16 protein-coding genes are annotated in these 16,757 nt (G+C 70.2%); 9 read left to right on the top strand and 7 right to left on the bottom strand.

Annotation, left to right across the window (positions count from 1 at the left end; all coding sequences use genetic code 11):
- The first annotated feature begins 58 nt into the window (after window positions 1-58).
- From ACFSVL_RS17120 to ACFSVL_RS17110, 3 genes are all read left to right on the top strand, one after another.
- On the top strand, window positions 59-1,324 hold the full coding sequence (locus ACFSVL_RS17120; RefSeq protein WP_378305239.1) for a glycosyltransferase: 1,266 nt from the start codon (window positions 59-61) through the stop codon (window positions 1,322-1,324).
- Window positions 1,321-3,153, top strand: a complete 1,833-nt coding sequence (locus ACFSVL_RS17115; RefSeq protein WP_378305237.1) for an ArnT family glycosyltransferase — start codon at window positions 1,321-1,323, stop codon at window positions 3,151-3,153. The genes ACFSVL_RS17120 and ACFSVL_RS17115 overlap by 4 nt, the downstream gene beginning before the upstream one ends.
- Before the next feature lie 88 nt (window positions 3,154-3,241).
- Entirely contained in the window at window positions 3,242-3,943 is a 702-nt protein-coding gene (locus tag ACFSVL_RS17110; protein WP_378305235.1) for a PP2C family protein-serine/threonine phosphatase, read from the top strand.
- Window positions 3,944-3,949: 6 nt separating this feature from the next.
- Here ACFSVL_RS17110 and ACFSVL_RS17105 read toward each other — a convergent pair whose 3' ends face one another.
- The 3 genes from ACFSVL_RS17105 to ACFSVL_RS17095 all read right to left on the bottom strand — a co-directional run bounded on the left by ACFSVL_RS17105 (window position 3,950) and on the right by ACFSVL_RS17095 (window position 6,699).
- Window positions 3,950-4,435: a DUF2127 domain-containing protein gene (locus ACFSVL_RS17105; RefSeq protein WP_378305233.1), complete on the bottom strand. Its 486-nt coding sequence runs from the start codon at window positions 4,433-4,435 to the stop codon at window positions 3,950-3,952.
- A gap of 85 nt (window positions 4,436-4,520) precedes the next feature.
- On the bottom strand, window positions 4,521-5,498 hold the full coding sequence (locus tag ACFSVL_RS17100; protein WP_378305231.1) for a hypothetical protein: 978 nt from the start codon (window positions 5,496-5,498) through the stop codon (window positions 4,521-4,523).
- Between the two features lie 574 nt (window positions 5,499-6,072).
- Window positions 6,073-6,699, bottom strand: a complete 627-nt coding sequence (locus ACFSVL_RS17095) for a maleylpyruvate isomerase family mycothiol-dependent enzyme (protein ID WP_378305229.1) — start codon at window positions 6,697-6,699, stop codon at window positions 6,073-6,075.
- Between the two features lie 486 nt (window positions 6,700-7,185).
- Here ACFSVL_RS17095 and ACFSVL_RS17090 point away from each other — a divergent pair, with 486 nt between their 5' ends.
- From ACFSVL_RS17090 to ACFSVL_RS17070, 5 genes are all read left to right on the top strand, one after another.
- Window positions 7,186-7,524: a hypothetical protein gene (locus ACFSVL_RS17090; RefSeq protein WP_378305227.1), complete on the top strand. Its 339-nt coding sequence runs from the start codon at window positions 7,186-7,188 to the stop codon at window positions 7,522-7,524.
- 628 nt (window positions 7,525-8,152) lie between these two features.
- The gene (locus ACFSVL_RS17085; protein ID WP_378305225.1) at window positions 8,153-8,464 is read left to right on the top strand and encodes a DUF397 domain-containing protein; all 312 of its coding nucleotides are present in this window, start codon (window positions 8,153-8,155) and stop codon (window positions 8,462-8,464) included.
- 155 nt (window positions 8,465-8,619) lie between these two features.
- Complete coding sequence (locus tag ACFSVL_RS17080; protein WP_378305223.1) at window positions 8,620-9,498, top strand: helix-turn-helix domain-containing protein; 879 nt, start codon at window positions 8,620-8,622, stop codon at window positions 9,496-9,498.
- 56 nt (window positions 9,499-9,554) lie between these two features.
- A complete protein-coding gene (locus ACFSVL_RS17075) occupies window positions 9,555-10,424 on the top strand; it encodes an SAM-dependent methyltransferase (protein WP_378305221.1) in 870 nt (289 codons plus the stop codon).
- A 40-nt stretch (window positions 10,425-10,464) separates the two neighbouring features.
- On the top strand, window positions 10,465-11,013 hold the full coding sequence (locus tag ACFSVL_RS17070) for a phosphoribosyltransferase family protein (protein ID WP_378305219.1): 549 nt from the start codon (window positions 10,465-10,467) through the stop codon (window positions 11,011-11,013).
- A gap of 88 nt (window positions 11,014-11,101) precedes the next feature.
- Here the strand turns inward: ACFSVL_RS17070 and ACFSVL_RS17065 are convergent, their stop codons facing one another.
- Window positions 11,102-11,941: an MmyB family transcriptional regulator gene (locus ACFSVL_RS17065; RefSeq protein WP_378305217.1), complete on the bottom strand. Its 840-nt coding sequence runs from the start codon at window positions 11,939-11,941 to the stop codon at window positions 11,102-11,104.
- 101 nt (window positions 11,942-12,042) lie between these two features.
- Here ACFSVL_RS17065 and ACFSVL_RS17060 point away from each other — a divergent pair, with 101 nt between their 5' ends.
- Window positions 12,043-12,807 (top strand): SDR family oxidoreductase, encoded by a 765-nt coding sequence (locus ACFSVL_RS17060; protein ID WP_378305215.1) that lies wholly within the window; start codon window positions 12,043-12,045, stop codon window positions 12,805-12,807.
- 1 nt (window position 12,808) lies between these two features.
- On the opposite strand, the gene ACFSVL_RS17055 is transcribed toward ACFSVL_RS17060, so the two are convergent.
- From ACFSVL_RS17055 to ACFSVL_RS17045, 3 genes are read right to left on the bottom strand one after another with little or no spacing between them, the layout of a single operon-like run.
- On the bottom strand, window positions 12,809-14,080 hold the full coding sequence (locus tag ACFSVL_RS17055; RefSeq protein WP_378305214.1) for a transporter: 1,272 nt from the start codon (window positions 14,078-14,080) through the stop codon (window positions 12,809-12,811).
- Window positions 14,081-14,082: 2 nt separating this feature from the next.
- Window positions 14,083-14,607: a hypothetical protein gene (locus ACFSVL_RS17050; RefSeq protein ID WP_378305212.1), complete on the bottom strand. Its 525-nt coding sequence runs from the start codon at window positions 14,605-14,607 to the stop codon at window positions 14,083-14,085.
- Window positions 14,604-16,736: a hydantoinase/oxoprolinase family protein gene (locus ACFSVL_RS17045; protein WP_378305210.1), complete on the bottom strand. Its 2,133-nt coding sequence runs from the start codon at window positions 16,734-16,736 to the stop codon at window positions 14,604-14,606. Before ACFSVL_RS17045 ends, ACFSVL_RS17050 begins: the two co-directional genes overlap by 4 nt.
- Window positions 16,737-16,757 lie beyond the last annotated feature (21 nt).

Raw genomic sequence — 16,757 nt, 5'->3', positions numbered from 1 at the left:
CAGGGCAGGCACAGGAACACCACAAGGTGGCCAAAGCCCGGCGGACGACGGTGGTCTCATGAACGCCACCGCCCCCTCCCGCAGCGGCTCCCCGCGGCCCGGGACGACTCCGGTCGGCCTCGGCGGCCCGCATCCCGTGCTGGACGTCGTCATCCCGGTCTACAACGAGGAAACCGGCCTCGAACCGTGCGTCCGCAGGCTGCGGGCGCACCTCGCCGAACGCGCCGGCTACCCGTACCGGATCACCGTCGCGGACAACGCGAGCACCGACAAAACCCTTGCCGTCGCTGAAAGACTGGCCCGCGAGTTCCCCGAGGTCGAGGTGCGCCACCTCGACGAGAAGGGCCGCGGCCGCGCGTTGCGGGCCGTCTGGTCCGCCTCGGACGCAGCCGTGCTGGCCTACATGGACGTGGACCTGTCGACCGACCTCGCCGCGCTGGGCCCGCTCGTCGCGCCGCTGCTGTCCGGACATTCGGACGTCGCGATCGGCAGCAGGCTCGCCCGCGGCGCCCGCGTGGTCCGCGGCCCGAAACGCGAGTTCATTTCCCGCTGCTACAACCTGATCCTGCGCGGCACGCTGGCGGCGAGATTCTCCGACGCGCAATGCGGGTTCAAGGCGATACGGGCCGACGTCGCCCGCGCGCTGCTCCCCCACGTGCGCGACACCGGCTGGTTTTTCGACACCGAACTGCTCGTGCTCGCCCAGCGCGCCGGACTGCGGATCCACGAGGTGCCGGTCGACTGGGTCGACGACCCGGACTCGTCGGTCGACCTCGTCGCGACCGCCACCGCCGACCTCAAAGGCATCGTGCGAGTCACGCGCGCGACCTTCACCGGCGAGATCCCCGTACACCGGCTGCGCGAACAGCTCGGCCGCGAACCGATCGGCGTGGAGGCCCCCGGCGTGTCCCCGAGCCTGGTCAAACAACTCGTGCGCTTCGCCGCGGTCGGCGTCGCCAGCACTGTCGCGTACCTGCTGCTTTTCTTGCTGCTGCGGACAATCGTCGGCGCGCAGGCGGCCAACTTCACCGCGCTGCTCGTCACCGCCGTCGCGAACACCGCGGTGAACCGCCGGGTGACGTTCGGCGTGCGCGGCCGGGCCGGAGCCGGGCGGCACCAGTTCGAAGGGCTTCTCGTGTTCGGCCTCGGACTGGCGCTGACCAGCGGTTCGCTCGCCTTGCTCAACCACACCACCCATCCCGGGCTCGTGCTGGAGACGACCGTGCTCGTGCTGGCGAACCTCGCCGCCACCGTGCTCCGGTTCCTGCTGCTGCGGGGCTGGGTCTTCAATCCGCGCCGTACCGCCAACGAGGAGTCGTCTTGAGCACTGTCCTGTCCGCCCGGCCCGCCGCCCCGGACGCGCCGGATCGCGCTAGGCCGCGCTGGGTCCGTCCGTCGGTGTTCGGGCTACTGGCGCTCACCGCTGTCCTGTACTTCTGGAATCTGACCGCCTCCGGGTTCGGCAACTCGTTCTACGCCGCGGCCGTGCAATCGGGCACGCAGAGCGTGAAGGCGTGGCTGTTCGGTTCGCTGGACGCCGGGAACGTGATCACGGTCGACAAACCGCCTGCCGCGTTGTGGGTGGGCACGGCTTTCGCGCGCCTGTTCGGGTTCTCCAGCTTCACCGTGCTGGCCCCGCAAGCGCTGATGGGGGTCGCCTCGGTCGGGTTGCTTTACCTGACTGTACGCCGGGTTTCCGGGCCGCTGCCGGGATTGCTGGCCGGCGCGATGCTCGCGCTGACGCCGGTCGCCGCGCTGATGTTCCGCTTCAACAACCCGGACGCGTTGCTCACGCTGCTGCTGATCGCCGGTGCCTACTGCACGGTGCGAGCAATCGAGAAGGCCAGCCCGAAGTGGCTCGTTTTCGCTGGCGTGGCACTCGGTTTCGGGTTCCTGACGAAGATGATGCAGGCGTTTCTCGTACTACCCGCGTTCGCACTGGCGTACCTGATCGCCGCGCCGACCGGTCTCGGGAAACGGTTGCTGCACTTGGTTTACGCCGGGATCGCGGTCGTCGTCTCGGCGGGCTGGTTCGTGGCGCTGGTGGAGATCTGGCCGTCGGCTTCGCGGCCGTACGTCGGCGGGTCGACCGGAAACAGCCTGCTGGAGCTGGCGCTCGGGTACAACGGGCTCGGCCGGATCGTCGGCGGGCAGGGCAACGGCGGCGGCATGGTCGTCATGGGCGGCGGTCCTGCTGGCGGCGGGAACACCGCGTTCGGCGGCAGTTCCGGCCTCGGGCGGATGTTCGGCGCGAGTTTCGGCACCGAGGTCTCGTGGCTGCTGCCCGCCGCGCTGATCGGGCTGGCGGCCGGGCTGTGGTTCACCCGGCGGGCCGCGCGCACTGACCGGACCCGCGCGTCGCTGATGGTCTGGGGCGGCTGGCTGCTCGTGACCGGGCTGGTGTTCAGCTTCATGGGCGGGACCGTGCATCCGTACTACGCGGTGCAGCTCGCGCCCGCGATCGCCGCGCTGGTCGCGATTTCCGGGCACGCGCTGTGGCGCGGCCGGGCGCACACCGCGCCGCGAATGGTGCTGGGCGGGATGATCGCGGCGACCGCGGTATGGGACTTCATCCTGCTCGACCGCACTCCGGACTGGTTCCCCGCGCTGCGCTGGGCGATCGTGGTGCTGGGGCTGCTCGTGAGCACCCTGGTGGTGGTCGGCGTACCGCGAGCGCGGACTGTGCTGATCGCGCTGGCGGCGGCGATCGTCGTGACGCTCGGAGTCGGCACCACCGGGTACGCCGTGGAGACGGTTTCCTTGCCGCACAGCGGTTCCATCCCCACCTCGGGTCCGCGTACGGACGACATGGGCGGTTTCGGGATGATGGACGAGACCAGCGCCGCCGTCGGGCAGTTGCTGGGCGGCACGACGACGAAGTGGGCCGCGGCGACGACCGGGTCGCAGTCGGCGGCGAGCCTGGAGCTGGCGAGCGGCAAGTCGGTGATCGCCATCGGCGGCTGGAGCGGCCGCGATCCGGCCCCGACGCTGGAAGAGTTCAAGCAGTACGTCGCGGCAGGCGAAGTGGCGTACTACGTGGACGGCGGCCGCGGCGGTCCCGGCGGCCGGTCGAGCGACATCTCCGACTGGGTGGCAGCGAACTTCACCGCGACCACTGTCGGTGGCGAGACTGTTTACCAGCTCACCCGGTAAGTCCGGAAATCCTCAGCCTCCTCCCAGGAACGAGGCGCATTCTGGAGAGCACGGGGAGTCACCCGCCGCGAACGTCCGGGAGGTCACGATGGCCGGATATCCACGCTGGCACACCGCGAGCGAGCAGGGGCCGCGCGAGCGCAACGCCGACGCGGTGAGCGCCTACGCGGCCGCCGGGGCGCGCGGCATCACCTTCGCGCTCGCCGACGGCGTCGGGGACGACCCCGGCGCCGGGCGGGCCGCACAGGTCGCCGCCGCGGCCGCCGCGCGCACCCCGGTCGAATCCGGCCCGGTGAAGGCGATTCTGGCCGCTCAGCAGGCCGTGCACCGGCTGGGCGGCACCGGGGACGCGGTGCTGGTGGTGGCGATGCCGTTCGCGGGCGGCTACCGGATCGCGTGGGTCGGCGACGCGCGGGCGTACGCCTGGGACGGGTCGATGATCCACAAGCTCACGCGGGATCACACGATGGCCGAGTACTTCCGGTCTCGGCACCAGCCGTATTCGCCGCGGATGGAGCACCTGGTGACCACGAGCGTCCGCACTACGAAGCCGGAGGAGATCGGCACCACGGAAACCCCGGGCGGCGGCCTCCTGCTCACCAGCGACGGGGTGCACAAGGTCCTGACGCCCGCCACCATCGACGAAATCCTCGCCGACCCGGCACGCGGCGCCTCGGCGTTGGTCGCCACCGCCATCGCCTTGGGCGGCCGGGACAACGCGACGGCGCTGTTCGTGGAAGCTCCGGACGTGGCCACGCTGGTCACGGAGAGGTTTCCCGCGGCCGCCTGAGCCGGGTCAGGCGTGAGCGCGTTTGAGGGTCCGGTACTCGCGGTAGACGAGCACGATGATCACCGCGTCGAGCGCGGCGAAGAACGGCAGCGCGATCGAGTGCGTTTCGACGGCGCGGTAGATCTCGTACACGACGAACGCGGCGAGCACGACCATCGCCACCGGATAGGCGCGCACCCACTTGCGCGCGAGCGCCCACACGAGCCCGAGTTTGAGCAGCCCGTGCGCCAGGAGGTAGACGACGGCGAACGTCTTGGTGCCCCCTCCGGCGAAGTGCTCGGCGGCGGTGGTCAGATGCCGCGCGAGCGTGCCGGAGGGGTCACCAAGGAGGTCACGGGTGATGACCGCGTGCGCGAACCCGGTGACGGCTGTCGCGGGAACGAACGCCAGTACCAGGGCGCCGATCAGCTGGAGGGCTCCGTCGAGGCCCTTCAGCGTGATGGCGATCCGGAACAGCCGCTCGGTGGAACGGGTGGAGGTCTCCTCGCTCATCGGTACAGGAAACCGGAAAACCCCGCGAGTCGCTGGGTTGCGGGCCGGTTTCCGCACCGGTGACCCGGTTCGCGCGCGCTAGGGTTCAGTGCTCAGTTTCCTCCTCTCCGTCCGGCTTGCCCGGCAAGTCGCGGCCCAGCACGGCGCCGCCCTTGCGCTGGCATTCCGCACATCGTTCGTACCGCTTCGTGTGATCGTGCGGATCCCGCCCGAACATCGGAAAACACGCCGCCCCGCACAGCCCGAGATACACCGGCCCGCACCGCAGCGGACGCCGCCCGACCTGATGCGCCGTCCGCGGCGCGTTCTCCGGCGCACCTGCCTGGGGCAGCCAGCCGTGCGCGGGCAGACTGGCCAGGACGGTCTCGTTCAGGTGATCGGCCCGCCGGACGAGCGCCCGCCCGAGATCGAGAAGCCGCTCGCCGAGATCCCGCACCGCGTCGGGCCGCGGGGAGCGCTCGTCGAGGGCGCGGGACAGGAACGCGAAGTCCAGCGCCAACGTCGCCTGCAGGTCCCGAAGCCAGGTCACCAGCTCGGGCCCGGTGAGCCGCACCGCCGAACCGCGCTGCTCCGGAAGCCTGCTCCAGCCGCCGCTCATGCGCCGGTCCCCGTCGGGGCGGGGCGCCGCATGGGCCGGAGATGCGCCGTGCGGCGCGCTGGATCCCGGAGTTTCGGCGGCGGGGCGGCTTCCGTTGCCGGGCTTTTCGCCGCTGGCGCGGAACGCAGTGCCGAACGCGGGCTTCTCGCCGCCGGTGCCGAACCCGGTGCCGAACCCGGGCTTCTCGCCGCCGGTGCCGAACCCGGTGCCGAACCCGGGCTTCTCGCCGCCGGTGCCGAACCCGGTGCCGAACCCGGGCTTCTCGCCGCCGGTGCCGAACGCGATGCCAAACCCGGGCTTCTCCCCACTGGCGCCGAACGCGGGCTTTTCGTCGCTAGTGCCGAACGCGATGCCGAACCTGGTGCGAGGACTGCGGCGGGCGTGGGATCCGCGCCTGCCCCGGCTCGCGCGAGCAAGGCCGTCACCGCCACGTCCGGCACCAGCGCCGGACACCGAACGTTTCACCTGGTCTCAGTGCGGACGGCCCGTCCAGTGCGTGCCGTATCCCTTCCGCCTGTTGCCCTCTCAACACCGGACTCCTCCCCTTGTGGTGCTTGGAGTCCTATTCCGGATGTCGCCGACAAGTAACGCAAGCCCCCGGTCCGGGTGATCATCGGGGCCGCGCTTTTCGCGCAGCCGCAAGCACTTTCGGCGCATACCGGCAGCCGAGCAGGGGCTACCGGCGGGTTAGGCGTCACCAGGTGGTGACACCCCCGCGGCGCCTCGGGGACGGACGCCGCCGCGGCTGGTACGGGACCCGCGCTGCCGAAGCGATGCGAGGCGCGGCGGCAGGACGGGCACCGCGAGGGGGAAGGCGGCGGGCGTCCGTCCGGGGCATCACCTCGCTTCCGGGAGTGCGGTCGCGCCATGACTGCTGTCGCCAAGCGCATACGCAAGCCTGGAGCGAGGGTTGTCACACGACAGTGGAGCCCGGCTCACGTCGCGACGCAGCGCCACAGCCAGGCCAAGCCACGGCATCCCGCTGTGCAACACGCCGAAGCCAAGACTCACGCGCCGTCGAGGTTGCCCATCGGCCGAGTCACACGACAGTGGTGCGACTGATCAGAACGTCCAGCCCCGGGCCGCTCAGGTCGTCGGCCGCCGCGCGGCGACCAGCAAGAGCCAGCAGCAGTGCCTCCGCCGGGCCGCGGACCTCGATCCCCTTCCCGGCCGTCCAGTCCACGTCGGTCGCGACCGCGCGCAGGCCGGTCAGCCGGCGCGGCACTCCGATCGGCGGCGCGCGCAGCGACAGTTCCAGCGCCCGGCGCAAGCGCACCGCCGGGATCGTGCGCGCCAAGCTAAGCGGGCGGCGGATGTCCTGTTGATGAATCAGGCCGTCGAGGAAGCCCACCATCCCGCCGAACGCACCGAGGGTCCGGCCCGGCTGCGGGTTCCGCCGCATGACGCCGATCAGGTCCTCCGGCGCGCGCACGCGGTACTCGGCGAGGCCGATTTCGTTGGACCGTTTCAGCGACAGCCCCGCGCGGACGAGCCGCTGCGCCAGCTGGCGTCCGCCGAGTTCGTCGTAGCTCACCACGTGTGCGACGACGTCGCGCACGTTCCAGCCGGCACACAGCGTCGGCGCGTCCCATTGCTCCGGCGAGAGCGTCTCCAGGAAGTCCGCGAAGTCGGCCCGCTCCTCGCGAGCCAGCGACCGTACGTCCATGCGCTCCCCTGTCTCCGGCGGACACTCACCGTAGCAGTCCCCCCGTCGCGTTCGCTGGGTTGACCAGGACAGCGGCCCCCAAAGTGGGCTTCCGTGCACATTCACTCGATCGGGTTGAAGATGTCCGCATTGATAACGCGCGGAATAGTCCGGCGGATAGTGAATACCCGTTCCGGAAACAGCAGGCGAGAGCACTTCCCGGAGAAATTTCCGGCCCCGGGTTAGCGCGACCGGCCCGGTGCGTGCCAAGATGGCATTGCCGCAGGCAGGAGGGGTTAACGAGGTGGAATATTCCGCACCCCGGACGCTCGCCGCGGCCGCCGGAACCAGTTCCCCTCGGGGGCGGGCTGGGAACTGTGTTCCGGCACTTTTCCGGCGGGCAAGAAAGGATCCACAATGACCAGTCCTGGCGCGAACAATGCAGGCCAGGCGTGCCGTCGGACAGAAAATTCGGACACTGTCGGCGACGGACCGTATGCCGTCGCCGTGCGTCAACGCCCCGGCCGGGTGACCGTGACGTTTCACGAACCGGGCATGCCGTGCCCAGTGCCGCCGTCGCCCGCGCCGCGGCCGAGCACCCGCCCGGCCTACCCGTCGTGGAAGACCGCGGTCACGTCGGTCGAACTGGCCGCGCGGCAGCCGGACAGCGGGACGCGGCCGTGGCAGCTGATCGCGCTGCTGCTGGTCCTGCTCGTCGGCGCGACCGCGATCGTCTTCGCGACCGCCGGAGCACTGGCCGGCCTCGCGACCGCGGGCGGAGTGGCGCTCGTGCACGTCACCGGAGCCGTGCTGCGCAAGCGGCACACGGCGAACCGGGACGCCTGACCACCCTCGAAGCGGACGCCGGCGGCGGCTCACGGCCGCCCGCGTTCTGCGCTCCCGGTGCCCGGTCGGGCAGGGCCGGGCACCGGGAGACGAGGGTCGCATGACCGAGATCGCCGCAGTCCGGGAGGACACCGCGCAGGGTCGGCACTCTCGCGCTGATCCGGGCGCTGCAGTCGAATCAACGGCGCCGCAAGGCTTCGAGCCACCGCGAGCCATCCACGGCACCACACGGTTCAGCCTGATCAAGGCACGCGCGAGACACGGCCGACACCCGCACCGCCATGCCAACCAACACTCACGCATGGCACCGCCGAAGCACACCACAAGTCACCGCTCGCGAGCCGCCACGCGCCCCCAAAACCCGCCCCCAACAGCCCAGCCAATAACTCCCCAGCCAAAACTGATCAGCCACCCCCACCCCATCCGCACCAAACAACGGAAAAAGCACCCGCCAACCACCCCTGCAACGAATTCCACACAACACCTTCGTATTGCACGTGCGAAAGCACCCCCCAATGCACGAGAAGTGTCCATTCAGGTGAAATCCCCCCGGCACAGCGCGATTGATCCACGGCACCACTACCCTCAGGAATATTCCGAACACATTCCGTACTCTGCGGAATATTCCATGAGCCAACCGAAACGAGGGGTTGCAGTGGACGCCTACGACCCGCACGAGCAGCAGCACGCGCACCAGCACCGGACTCCGGGACATCGTTCGCCCGCGGCCGGGCCTGGTGCGCGCTTCCCTGACCACGCCTGGCAAAAGCCCGCCGCCTGCGGGCCGAACTCCGGCAACTGCGTCGAGGTCAACCTGGCCGCGCGCGGGCTCGTCGGGGTGCGGGACAGCAAGATCGACGGCTCCCCCGTGCTGACCTTCGACCGGGGCGAGTGGGCCGAGTTCGTCGCCGCCGTCCGGCGCGGGGAATTCGACGGCTGACCAGCCACGACAGTGGAAGAAGCCGGGCGAAACCGCCGTCCGGACCCAGAGGACCTTACGAAAAAGGCGCCGACCCGGCGTATTGCCGGCCGGGTCGGCGCATTATCATCGGAAGTTCTCACAATCGGCCCCTTGACGAAATTACGGAGCCCCTGGTGACCTCGCCGATCCGGCAACCGCCGCCGTCCCTGCGGACCCAGCGTTCCCGGCTGGGCTCGCGGATCCTCAAGTGGCGCACCGAACGCGGGCTGACCCAGGTCGACCTCGCCGACGGGATCGGCTGCAAGCAGCCCAAGATCCAGAAGATCGAATCCGGCAAGGCGGGCACCCGGCCCGACGACCTCGAGCGGATCGTCGAGATCCTCGACATCCCGCCCGCGGAGGCCGACCAGCTGCGGGAACTCAACCAGGCCAACGATCCTTCCGCGCGCCGGGCCGAGCGGCGGATGATCACGCCGCAGTGGTTCCGCGAGATCCTCGAACGCGAACAGGCCGCGGCGGAAATCCTGAGCTGGACCGGCAACCGCATTCCGGGGCTGCTCCAATCGGAGTACTACATGCTCGCGCAGTTCCAGGCGAGCCGCCAGGAACGGGTCACCGACCGGGTCGCCGAACGCAAGGCGCGGCAACGGCTCTTCGAGCGCGGACCCGGTCCGCGGGCGGTGTTCATGCTGGAGTACAGCTGTATCGAGAAACTCGTCTACGGCAGCAAGGACAGCATCGTCACCGACCAGCTCGAGCACATGATCCGGATCGTCGAGACGCATCCCTTCGCCGAGGTCCGGATCCTCCCGCGCGACGCGGCCGCCTATCCGGACGAGGACTTCACCATCCTCCGCTTCGCCCAGCCCGACCTCCCCGATTTCGCCTACCAGGAAAGCAAGGTCAAGCTCATCACCGTGGCACAGGGCCAGGACGAGTTCGCCTCCTACGAGGAGTCGTGGGAGGCGCAGCTCGCCGCGACGCTCTCGCGCGACCAATCGCTGCAGTACCTGAAGGAATGGGCGAGCCGCTGCGCGCCGTTCGCCCGCTGACCGAAGACCCGACTGAGCCGATGTCCAGACTGTCCCGACGAAAGGAACCGTGGCCGGTGGCCGACGAACCCTTCCCGCCTCCCGGGGTCGATCTCGACCACCCGAGCGTCGCGCGAGTGTATGACTACTACCTCGGCGGCACCACGAACTGGACGATCGACCGGGAGTTCGCCGACGAGGTGATCCGCGAGTTCCCGCTGATCCGCCCGATCGCGAAGGCCAACCGGCTGTTCCTGCACCGTCTCGTGCGGCACCTGGTGAAACAGGGCGTGCGGCAGTTCGTCGACATCGGCTCCGGCGTGCCGACCATGGGCCACGCGCACCAGGTCGCCGACGAACTCGCGCCGGGCGAGAGCCGCGTCTGCTACGTCGACTACGAACCGGTCGCCGTCGCGCACTCGGAAACCCTGCTGCGCGAGTCCGGCGACCTCGACCGGCACGCGGTGATCCACGCCGACATGCGCGATCCGCTGCGGCTGTGGGACCAGATCGCCGCCACCGGGGTGATCGACGTCGACGAGCCGCTCGCGCTGCTGCTGATCGCGGTGCTGCACGTCCAGCAGCCGCCCGCCGAAGACAGCGGCGGCACCGACGATCTCGGCCCGGCGATCGTGGCGCAGTTCCGGGATCTCCTCGCGCCGGGCTCGGTGCTCGCCATCTCGCACATCACCGACCAGGGCGTTCCGTCCGATGTGGACGCCGGGCTGGTCGAGCTGAAACAGCTGTACGACCGGTCGAGCAGCCCGGTGATCTGGCGTTCGCGCGAGGAGATCCAGGCGCTGTTCGGCCCGTTCGAGATGCTGGAGCCGGGGCTCACCTGGACGCCGTCGTGGCATCCGGAGGAGTCCGGGGCCGGTGCGCCGCAGGTGGAATTCCTGACCCCGGCGCATTCGGTGATCCTCGCCGGGGCCGCGAGGAAGCCGTAATTCGCTCGCCTCGCGCGGGTGCCGCTGCGACCATCGACGCATGCGCACGGGCACCGTGGCGGACCGGATCCGCGAAGCCACCGTCGTGCTCGGGGACCGGACGGACGACGGCCGCTACCCCGACCCGACGGGATGGTGGCGTGCGCCCGAGCTGCTGCGGGAGCTGGGACCGGCGCTGGCCGCGTTGTTCGCCGACGAGCGGCCGAATGTCGTGCTGGGGCCCGAATCCCGCGGGTCTCTGCTGGGACCGCTGGTCGCGGTGGCGCTCGGCGCGGGCTTTGTCGAGGTGCGCAAAAACCGGGATCCGGCGTGCGATTCGGACCGGTGGCTGCAGCGCACCTCGCCGCCGGACTACCAGGATCGGCACCTCAAGCTCGGCTTCAGCCGACGGTTGTTGCAAGCGGGCGACCGCGCGCTGCTGGTGGACGACTGGATCGACACCGGCGGCCAGGCCTTCGCCGCACAAGGACTGGTCGCGGACGCCGGAGCGACCTGGGTCGGCGTCGCGGTGATCGTGGACGGCCTGCGCCGCCACGAACCCCGCCGACAGCTCCGCGTACGGTCCCTCCTGCACTCCCGCGATTTCTGATCACCGGAACGCGTCTACGTACACCGGACCGCTACCGCGTTGGGGGGAGGTCGTGAGTGGCAATGCCGGTTAGAACCGGGATTGCCGCTCACGACGAGAACTGCTCGGTCCCCAGCACCCCCAGCAGCTGGATCTTCTCGAACGCCTCGCTCCGCGGCGGCGCGGTCAGCACCAGCAACGCCTGTGACTGGTCCTCGGTGAAGAGCACCTGGCAATCCACTTCGATCTCCCCCAGCTGCGGGTGCACGAGCACCTTGTGGTCCTCGAACCGTTTGGCCACCTGGTGTTCTTCCCACAACCGCGCGAACTCCGGGCTCTCCCGGGTCAACGCGCGCACCAGCTCCCCCGCGCGCGAGCGCGGGCCCATCGACCCGTGCACCACGCGCAGGTTCGCCACCATCGCCCGGCTCTGCCGGTCCCGGTCGTGCTCGGGATAGACGAGCCGCTCGTCCGGGTCGGTGAACCACCGGTAGATCTCGCTGCGCGCCAGCCCGGTGTAGCGCGAGCGGTCCCCGTACAACGCCTCGGCCAGCCGGTTCTGCACCAGCACCTCGCCGAGGTTCGACAGGATGAGCGCGGGCGTGTCCGACAGCCGGTCGAGCACTCGCATCAGCGCCGGCGCGACGTGCGTCGCCGCGACGATCGGGGACGGGGCGTTGCGGCCAGCGAGGTGGAAGAGATAGTCCCGCTCGTCGTCGGTCAGCCGCAGGGCGCGGGCGAGCGCGGCCAGCATCTGTTCGCTCGGCTGCGGTCCGCGTTGCTGCTCCAGCCGGGTGTAGTAGTCGGTGGACATCGCCGCCAGCGCCGCGACCTCCTCGCGGCGCAGCCCAGCCGCCCGCCGGCGCGCGCCCGCGGGCAGCCCGACGTCCGCGGGCCGCAGCCCTTCGCGGCGGGTGCGCAGGAAGACGGCCAGTTCAGCTCGATCCATGAGTCCAGTATCCGGCGGGTCCGGCGCGCCAGCCAGGGATCGCCGATCCCCCGATATGCGGTCTCTGCCGCCGCCGCTTCGGAGCGCCGAAGCTCAATGGCATGAACATCACCGGAAACACCGTCTTCATCCCCGGCTCGACCAGCGGGATCGGCCTCGCTCTCGCCCGCGAGCTGCAGGCGAAGGGCAACACCGTCATCGTCGGCGGGCGGCGCGCCGAACTCCTCGCCGAGATCGCCGCGGACAACCCCGGTCTCGACACCGTGCGGATCGACACCACCGACCCGGCGAGCATCGAGGCCGCCGCGAAGGAGGTGCTCGCGAAGCACCCGGACCTCAACGTGCTCGTCCCGATGGCGGGCATCATGCGGGTCGAGGACTGGCACCAGCCGGAGTCCTTTTTGGACAGTGCAGAAGCGACGGTGACGACCAACGTGCTCGGCCCGATCCGGCTCATCGCCGCGTTCATCGAGCACCTGCGGAGCCGCCCGGACGCCACCATTCTCACCGTGTCCTCGGGCCTCGCCTTCGCTCCGCTCAAGGCCACGCCGAGCTACAACGCGTCGAAGGCCGCGATCCACATGCTCAGCGAATCGCTGCGGCTGCAGCTGGCCGGCACGTCGGTGAAGGTCGTGGAACTGGAGCCGCCGTCGGTGCGCACCGCGCTGCTGCCCGGCCAGGAGGAAAGCGAGTTCGCGATGCCGCTGGACGAGTTCGTCGCCGAGGTCCTGACGCTGCTCGAAACGCAGCCGGACGCCACCGAGATCCAGGTCGAGAACGTCAAGTTCCTCCGGCACGGCGAGGCCCGCGGCGACTATCACCAGGTGGTAGCGATGCTCAACGCCGCGGACCCGCACGGAAAATGAATCACAGATAGAGCACGGCGGTGAGCACCATGCCGCCGAGCGCGACCACCCAGGTGTAGGGCAGCGTCGAGGCCATCGCCCGCTCCGGGCGCACGCCGGAGTACTGCGCGGCCCACACCGTCTGGGTGCTGGTCGGGTCGGACACGCCGAAGACCTGGTTGTACGACGCCATCAACCCGACCACCGCGGGCAGCGGGTAGATGCCGCCGGTTACGAGCACGCCCGCGACGCCCGCGCCGAGGCCGAACACGTTGAGCGGCCCGCGGAACAGGCACAGCGGCACGAGAAGCACGAACACCACCACGAACCAGACCGCGCCGGACGGGCTGATCGCCGCCACGATCGGTGTCAGCGCGTTCTTGGCACCAGGCAGTTTCACCGCGGCGAGCAGCATGCCGATCGCGACGAACAACGCGATCGGCGGGGCGGCCACGTCGAACGCCTTGTACAGCGAACGCAGCGCACGGCCGTTCAGCTCGCCCCATTTCGTGGTGGTGACCAGCCCGTACAGCACGCCGGCCAGCAACGACGGGACGATCGGCACCGCGAAGCCGAGCGCCAGCACGATCGGCAGCAACGGCGTGAGCAGCGCGTACCAGGGCGCGTCGCCGCGCCGGACGCGTGCCTTGGGCCGGTCGAGCTTCACCGCCCACGCGTGCCGCGCGCCGCGGCGGGTCTGGACCAGGACGTAGACGATGCCGACCACCAGCGCCATCGGGAAGAGCTTGATCATGATGGACTTGACGTCGGCGACCGGCGCGCCCAGTGCGTCGGAAAGGAATTGCCACACCGGAAGTTCCAGCGGCGAGCCCGCGGAAATGCCCATCAGGACGGTGCCGCCCGCCGCCACCGGACGCACGCCGACCGCGATCATCGCCGGGATGCCGACGACCCCGGCGAGCATCGCGGCGGGGGCCGAGCCGGTGATGCTGCCGCACAGGATCGACACCGCGAACACGCCCAGCGCCACCACGGACGGCCGTTCCCCGCCGAACTCGACGATCTTGCGCACCAGCGTGCCGGCGATGCCGGTTTCGTCCATCAGCGTGCCGAGCCACGAGCCGAGCAGGACGGCGATCATCGTGGACGCCAGCGCCGCGGCACCGGTTTGCAGGACGCCGGTGAGGATGCTGTTCTTTCCCTCGGCCAGCGGCGCGCCGGCGAGCAGCGAGATGCCGATCGCGAGGAACACCAGCGCGAACGCCGTCGGCAGCACGCGGGTGAGCATCAGCACCACGCCGACCGCCATCAGGACCAGAATCGCGATACCCATGGTCAGTTCCCTCCCGCGAGTGCGGTGGTGAGCAGCAGCGGGCTGACGTCCAGGCCGCTGCGGTGGTGGGCGAAACGGTGCGCGGCGATCTCTTCGGCACCCGCAACGTGCCCGCGCACGCGGAACGGGCCGAGCCGGAGCGCGGTGTGGCCGAGCCGGCGGTTCAGTTCGCGGACGTCGAGGCGGTGGTGGGCCAGTTCGTGAGCGATGGCAGCCGTTCTCAACGCTTCGCGGGAGACTTGAAATCCGTTCTCAGCGGCGAGCTTCGCCAGGTGGGTCAGGGAGTCCGTGTACACCGTGACGGTGCCTCGGTGGTGTTCGGCGAGCAGGATCTCGTCGCGGCGGACTCCGCCCTCTCGCTCGACGATCTGTATGTCTTCGTCGGTTCCTTCGTCGGTTCCGGCCGCCAGTTCGTCGCCATAGGCGAGGGCGACCGCAGCCCATTCGCGGAGCTGTTCCTCGCTGCGGTTCTCGTGGGTGGGCGTCGCGCGCAGCAGGTCGACGGCCAGGTCCAGGTCGGTGCTCACCGGCGGTCCTCCAGGATCAGGACGACCGGTTCGTCCGCCGCGCGGGTCTTGACCTCGGCTCCGGCCAGCGCGACCAGCTGGTCCCGGTCGAGCACGCCGGACAGGTCCGCGATCTTCGGCCCGACCAGCAGCCACACCGCCGGTGCCTGGGAACCGCCGTCGCCGTAGCGGGTGTGCTGGTCGGCCAGGGCCGCGAGACGGGCCTGCGCGGAACCAGCGTCCGTGTTTTCCACGACCGCGCCGGTGCTGTGTAAACGGATCACACCCTCGCCGTCGACCACGCGTACCTGGTCAACAGGCTTGGTGAACCGGCCCAGGAACCCCGTGCGCCGCGCTTTCGCGCCGAATACCCGGTGCTGCGCCGTGCCGTCCAGTTCCCGCACTTCGCCGGGCTGGACCCCGATGCTGCGCGCGACCTCGGCCCGGACCGCGGATTCGTCCACAGTGGAGGATCGGTCTTTGGTCCGCAGTTCGGTGGCCCCAGTGGCAATCGCGCTGATGAGGTTGCGCTGCGGGTCCACCGTCACGTCCACTTCTACGCCCGCCGGATCCGCACCTTGGGCCACCACAGCGGATTCCGCTTCGGTGCGCACGGCGAGAATGTCCGCATTGGACGGACTCGGCACGATCCGCTCGACCGACTCCCGCACCAGCGCGAGCGCCGCGCCGAGTGGGCTGATCACTTCGGCGTGCGCCGCGAGCCGCCAGTCGTGTGAAGATTTCACACCGAGGAACGGCGTGACTGCGGCGGCTCCACCACCGCCGCCGACCAGCGTCGGCCGTTCCAGCCGGTACTCGGCGACCAGCCCGTCCACGACTGCCCGGACCGGTTTGACCGCCTGCTCCAGCACGGCTCGCGCGGCCTCGTCGACCGTCACTCCCATCGCCACGGCCAGCGGTTCCACTGCCAACCGCGCTGATTCACGCCCGGCGTACGCGTAGGCGTCCTCCGGGACCACGCCGAGCGCGTTGGCCGCGCACGTGAGCGTGAGCGCGCAGCGACGACCACCGGACAGCTCCAGCGCGACGTAATCAGCCGGGTCGTCCGGCCTCGGCGACACCGTGACCAGCTTCGCGCCCGCCAATGCAGCAGCAGGCTCGAAGGACGCGTACGGCAGCCCCGCGATGTGCGCGCTGCGCGGCCCGACCTCGGTGACCGCGCGCCCGGAGAACCGGATGAGCGAACCGCCGCCGATGCCGACCGTACGCACGTCGAGCGCCGGCATGTACGTCTCGTGCCCGCCGAGATGCGCGTGCCGCACCTGGACGCGACCGCGCCGGATGACGCTGATGTCCGTCGAAGTCCCGCCGGTCTCCAGGAAGACGCCCTCGCTGAGCTTCTCCCCCATCAACGCGCCCGCGACGCCCGCCGCTGGCCCGGACAACGCGGTCAGCAGGGGCCTCCGCCGCATTTCCGGCAACGACATCACCCCGCCGTCGCCACGCACGACCATCAGCGGCGCAGTGATGCCAGCGCGCTGCACGCTGGCCTCGACCAAGTCCGCTGTGGACACCATCCGCGGCATGATCCCGGCGTTCAGCACCGCGGTGCGAGCCCGTTTGGTCAGCCCGTACAGCCCGGTGATCTCGTGCGTCGCGGTCGCAAGGACTTCGCGTTCCCTCGCCGCGGCCGTCACCGCCCGCTCGCCCTCGGGATCGTCCACACTGAACGGTTCGACGGCGACGATCACCTCGGCGCCCTGTTTGACCAGGTCATCGACGGCGTCTCCAGCCGCCGCGAGGTCGGCGACCGGCGCGAACCGCACCGGCATCCGCCGTCCGGGAGCCAGTTCCATTTTGCCGAGCGAGGTGAGCCGCCGGGTGGCGAACGCGTCGAAGCCGGTGCCGACGCCCGCGATGCCCACCGTCGCGACGTCGCCTTCCAGCAACGCATTCGTCGCCTGGGTGGTGCCGTGCGCGAGGAATGACACGTCCTCCGCGCCGACTTCCGCCTGCAGTTTTTCCAGGGCTTCCAGAATGCCGTGCGCGACGCCGTCTTCATGGTCGTGACTGGTCGGCACCTTTACCTGGCCGAGCAGTTCGAACGTGCGCGCGTCGACGGCCACGGCATCGGTGAACGTGCCGCCGACGTCGATACCGACGCGCACGGGGCCGGGATGGAACGCCATTGTCCGCACCTCCTGAGGGAA

Source organism: Amycolatopsis silviterrae (genome assembly GCF_042684085.1).
In the GTDB taxonomy this organism is placed as follows: Bacteria; Actinomycetota; Actinomycetes; order Mycobacteriales; family Pseudonocardiaceae; genus Amycolatopsis; species Amycolatopsis silviterrae.
This window is presented reverse-complemented; position numbering and strand designations above follow the sequence as displayed.

Coding starts and splice junctions, on each gene's coding strand:
- ACFSVL_RS17055 (WP_378305214.1), bottom strand. CDS start 14,080: ATGGGTATCGCGATTCTGGTCCTGATGGCGGTCGGCGTGGTGCTGATG.
- ACFSVL_RS17085 (WP_378305225.1), top strand. CDS start 8,153: ATGAGCCAACCGAAACGAGGGGTTGCAGTGGACGCCTACGACCCGCAC.
- ACFSVL_RS17120 (WP_378305239.1), top strand. CDS start 59: ATGAACGCCACCGCCCCCTCCCGCAGCGGCTCCCCGCGGCCCGGGACG.
- ACFSVL_RS17105 (WP_378305233.1), bottom strand. CDS start 4,435: ATGAGCGAGGAGACCTCCACCCGTTCCACCGAGCGGCTGTTCCGGATC.
- ACFSVL_RS17065 (WP_378305217.1), bottom strand. CDS start 11,941: ATGGATCGAGCTGAACTGGCCGTCTTCCTGCGCACCCGCCGCGAAGGG.
- ACFSVL_RS17095 (WP_378305229.1), bottom strand. CDS start 6,699: ATGGACGTACGGTCGCTGGCTCGCGAGGAGCGGGCCGACTTCGCGGAC.
- ACFSVL_RS17070 (WP_378305219.1), top strand. CDS start 10,465: ATGCGCACGGGCACCGTGGCGGACCGGATCCGCGAAGCCACCGTCGTG.
- ACFSVL_RS17045 (WP_378305210.1), bottom strand. CDS start 16,736: ATGGCGTTCCATCCCGGCCCCGTGCGCGTCGGTATCGACGTCGGCGGC.
- ACFSVL_RS17060 (WP_378305215.1), top strand. CDS start 12,043: ATGAACATCACCGGAAACACCGTCTTCATCCCCGGCTCGACCAGCGGG.
- ACFSVL_RS17110 (WP_378305235.1), top strand. CDS start 3,242: ATGGCCGGATATCCACGCTGGCACACCGCGAGCGAGCAGGGGCCGCGC.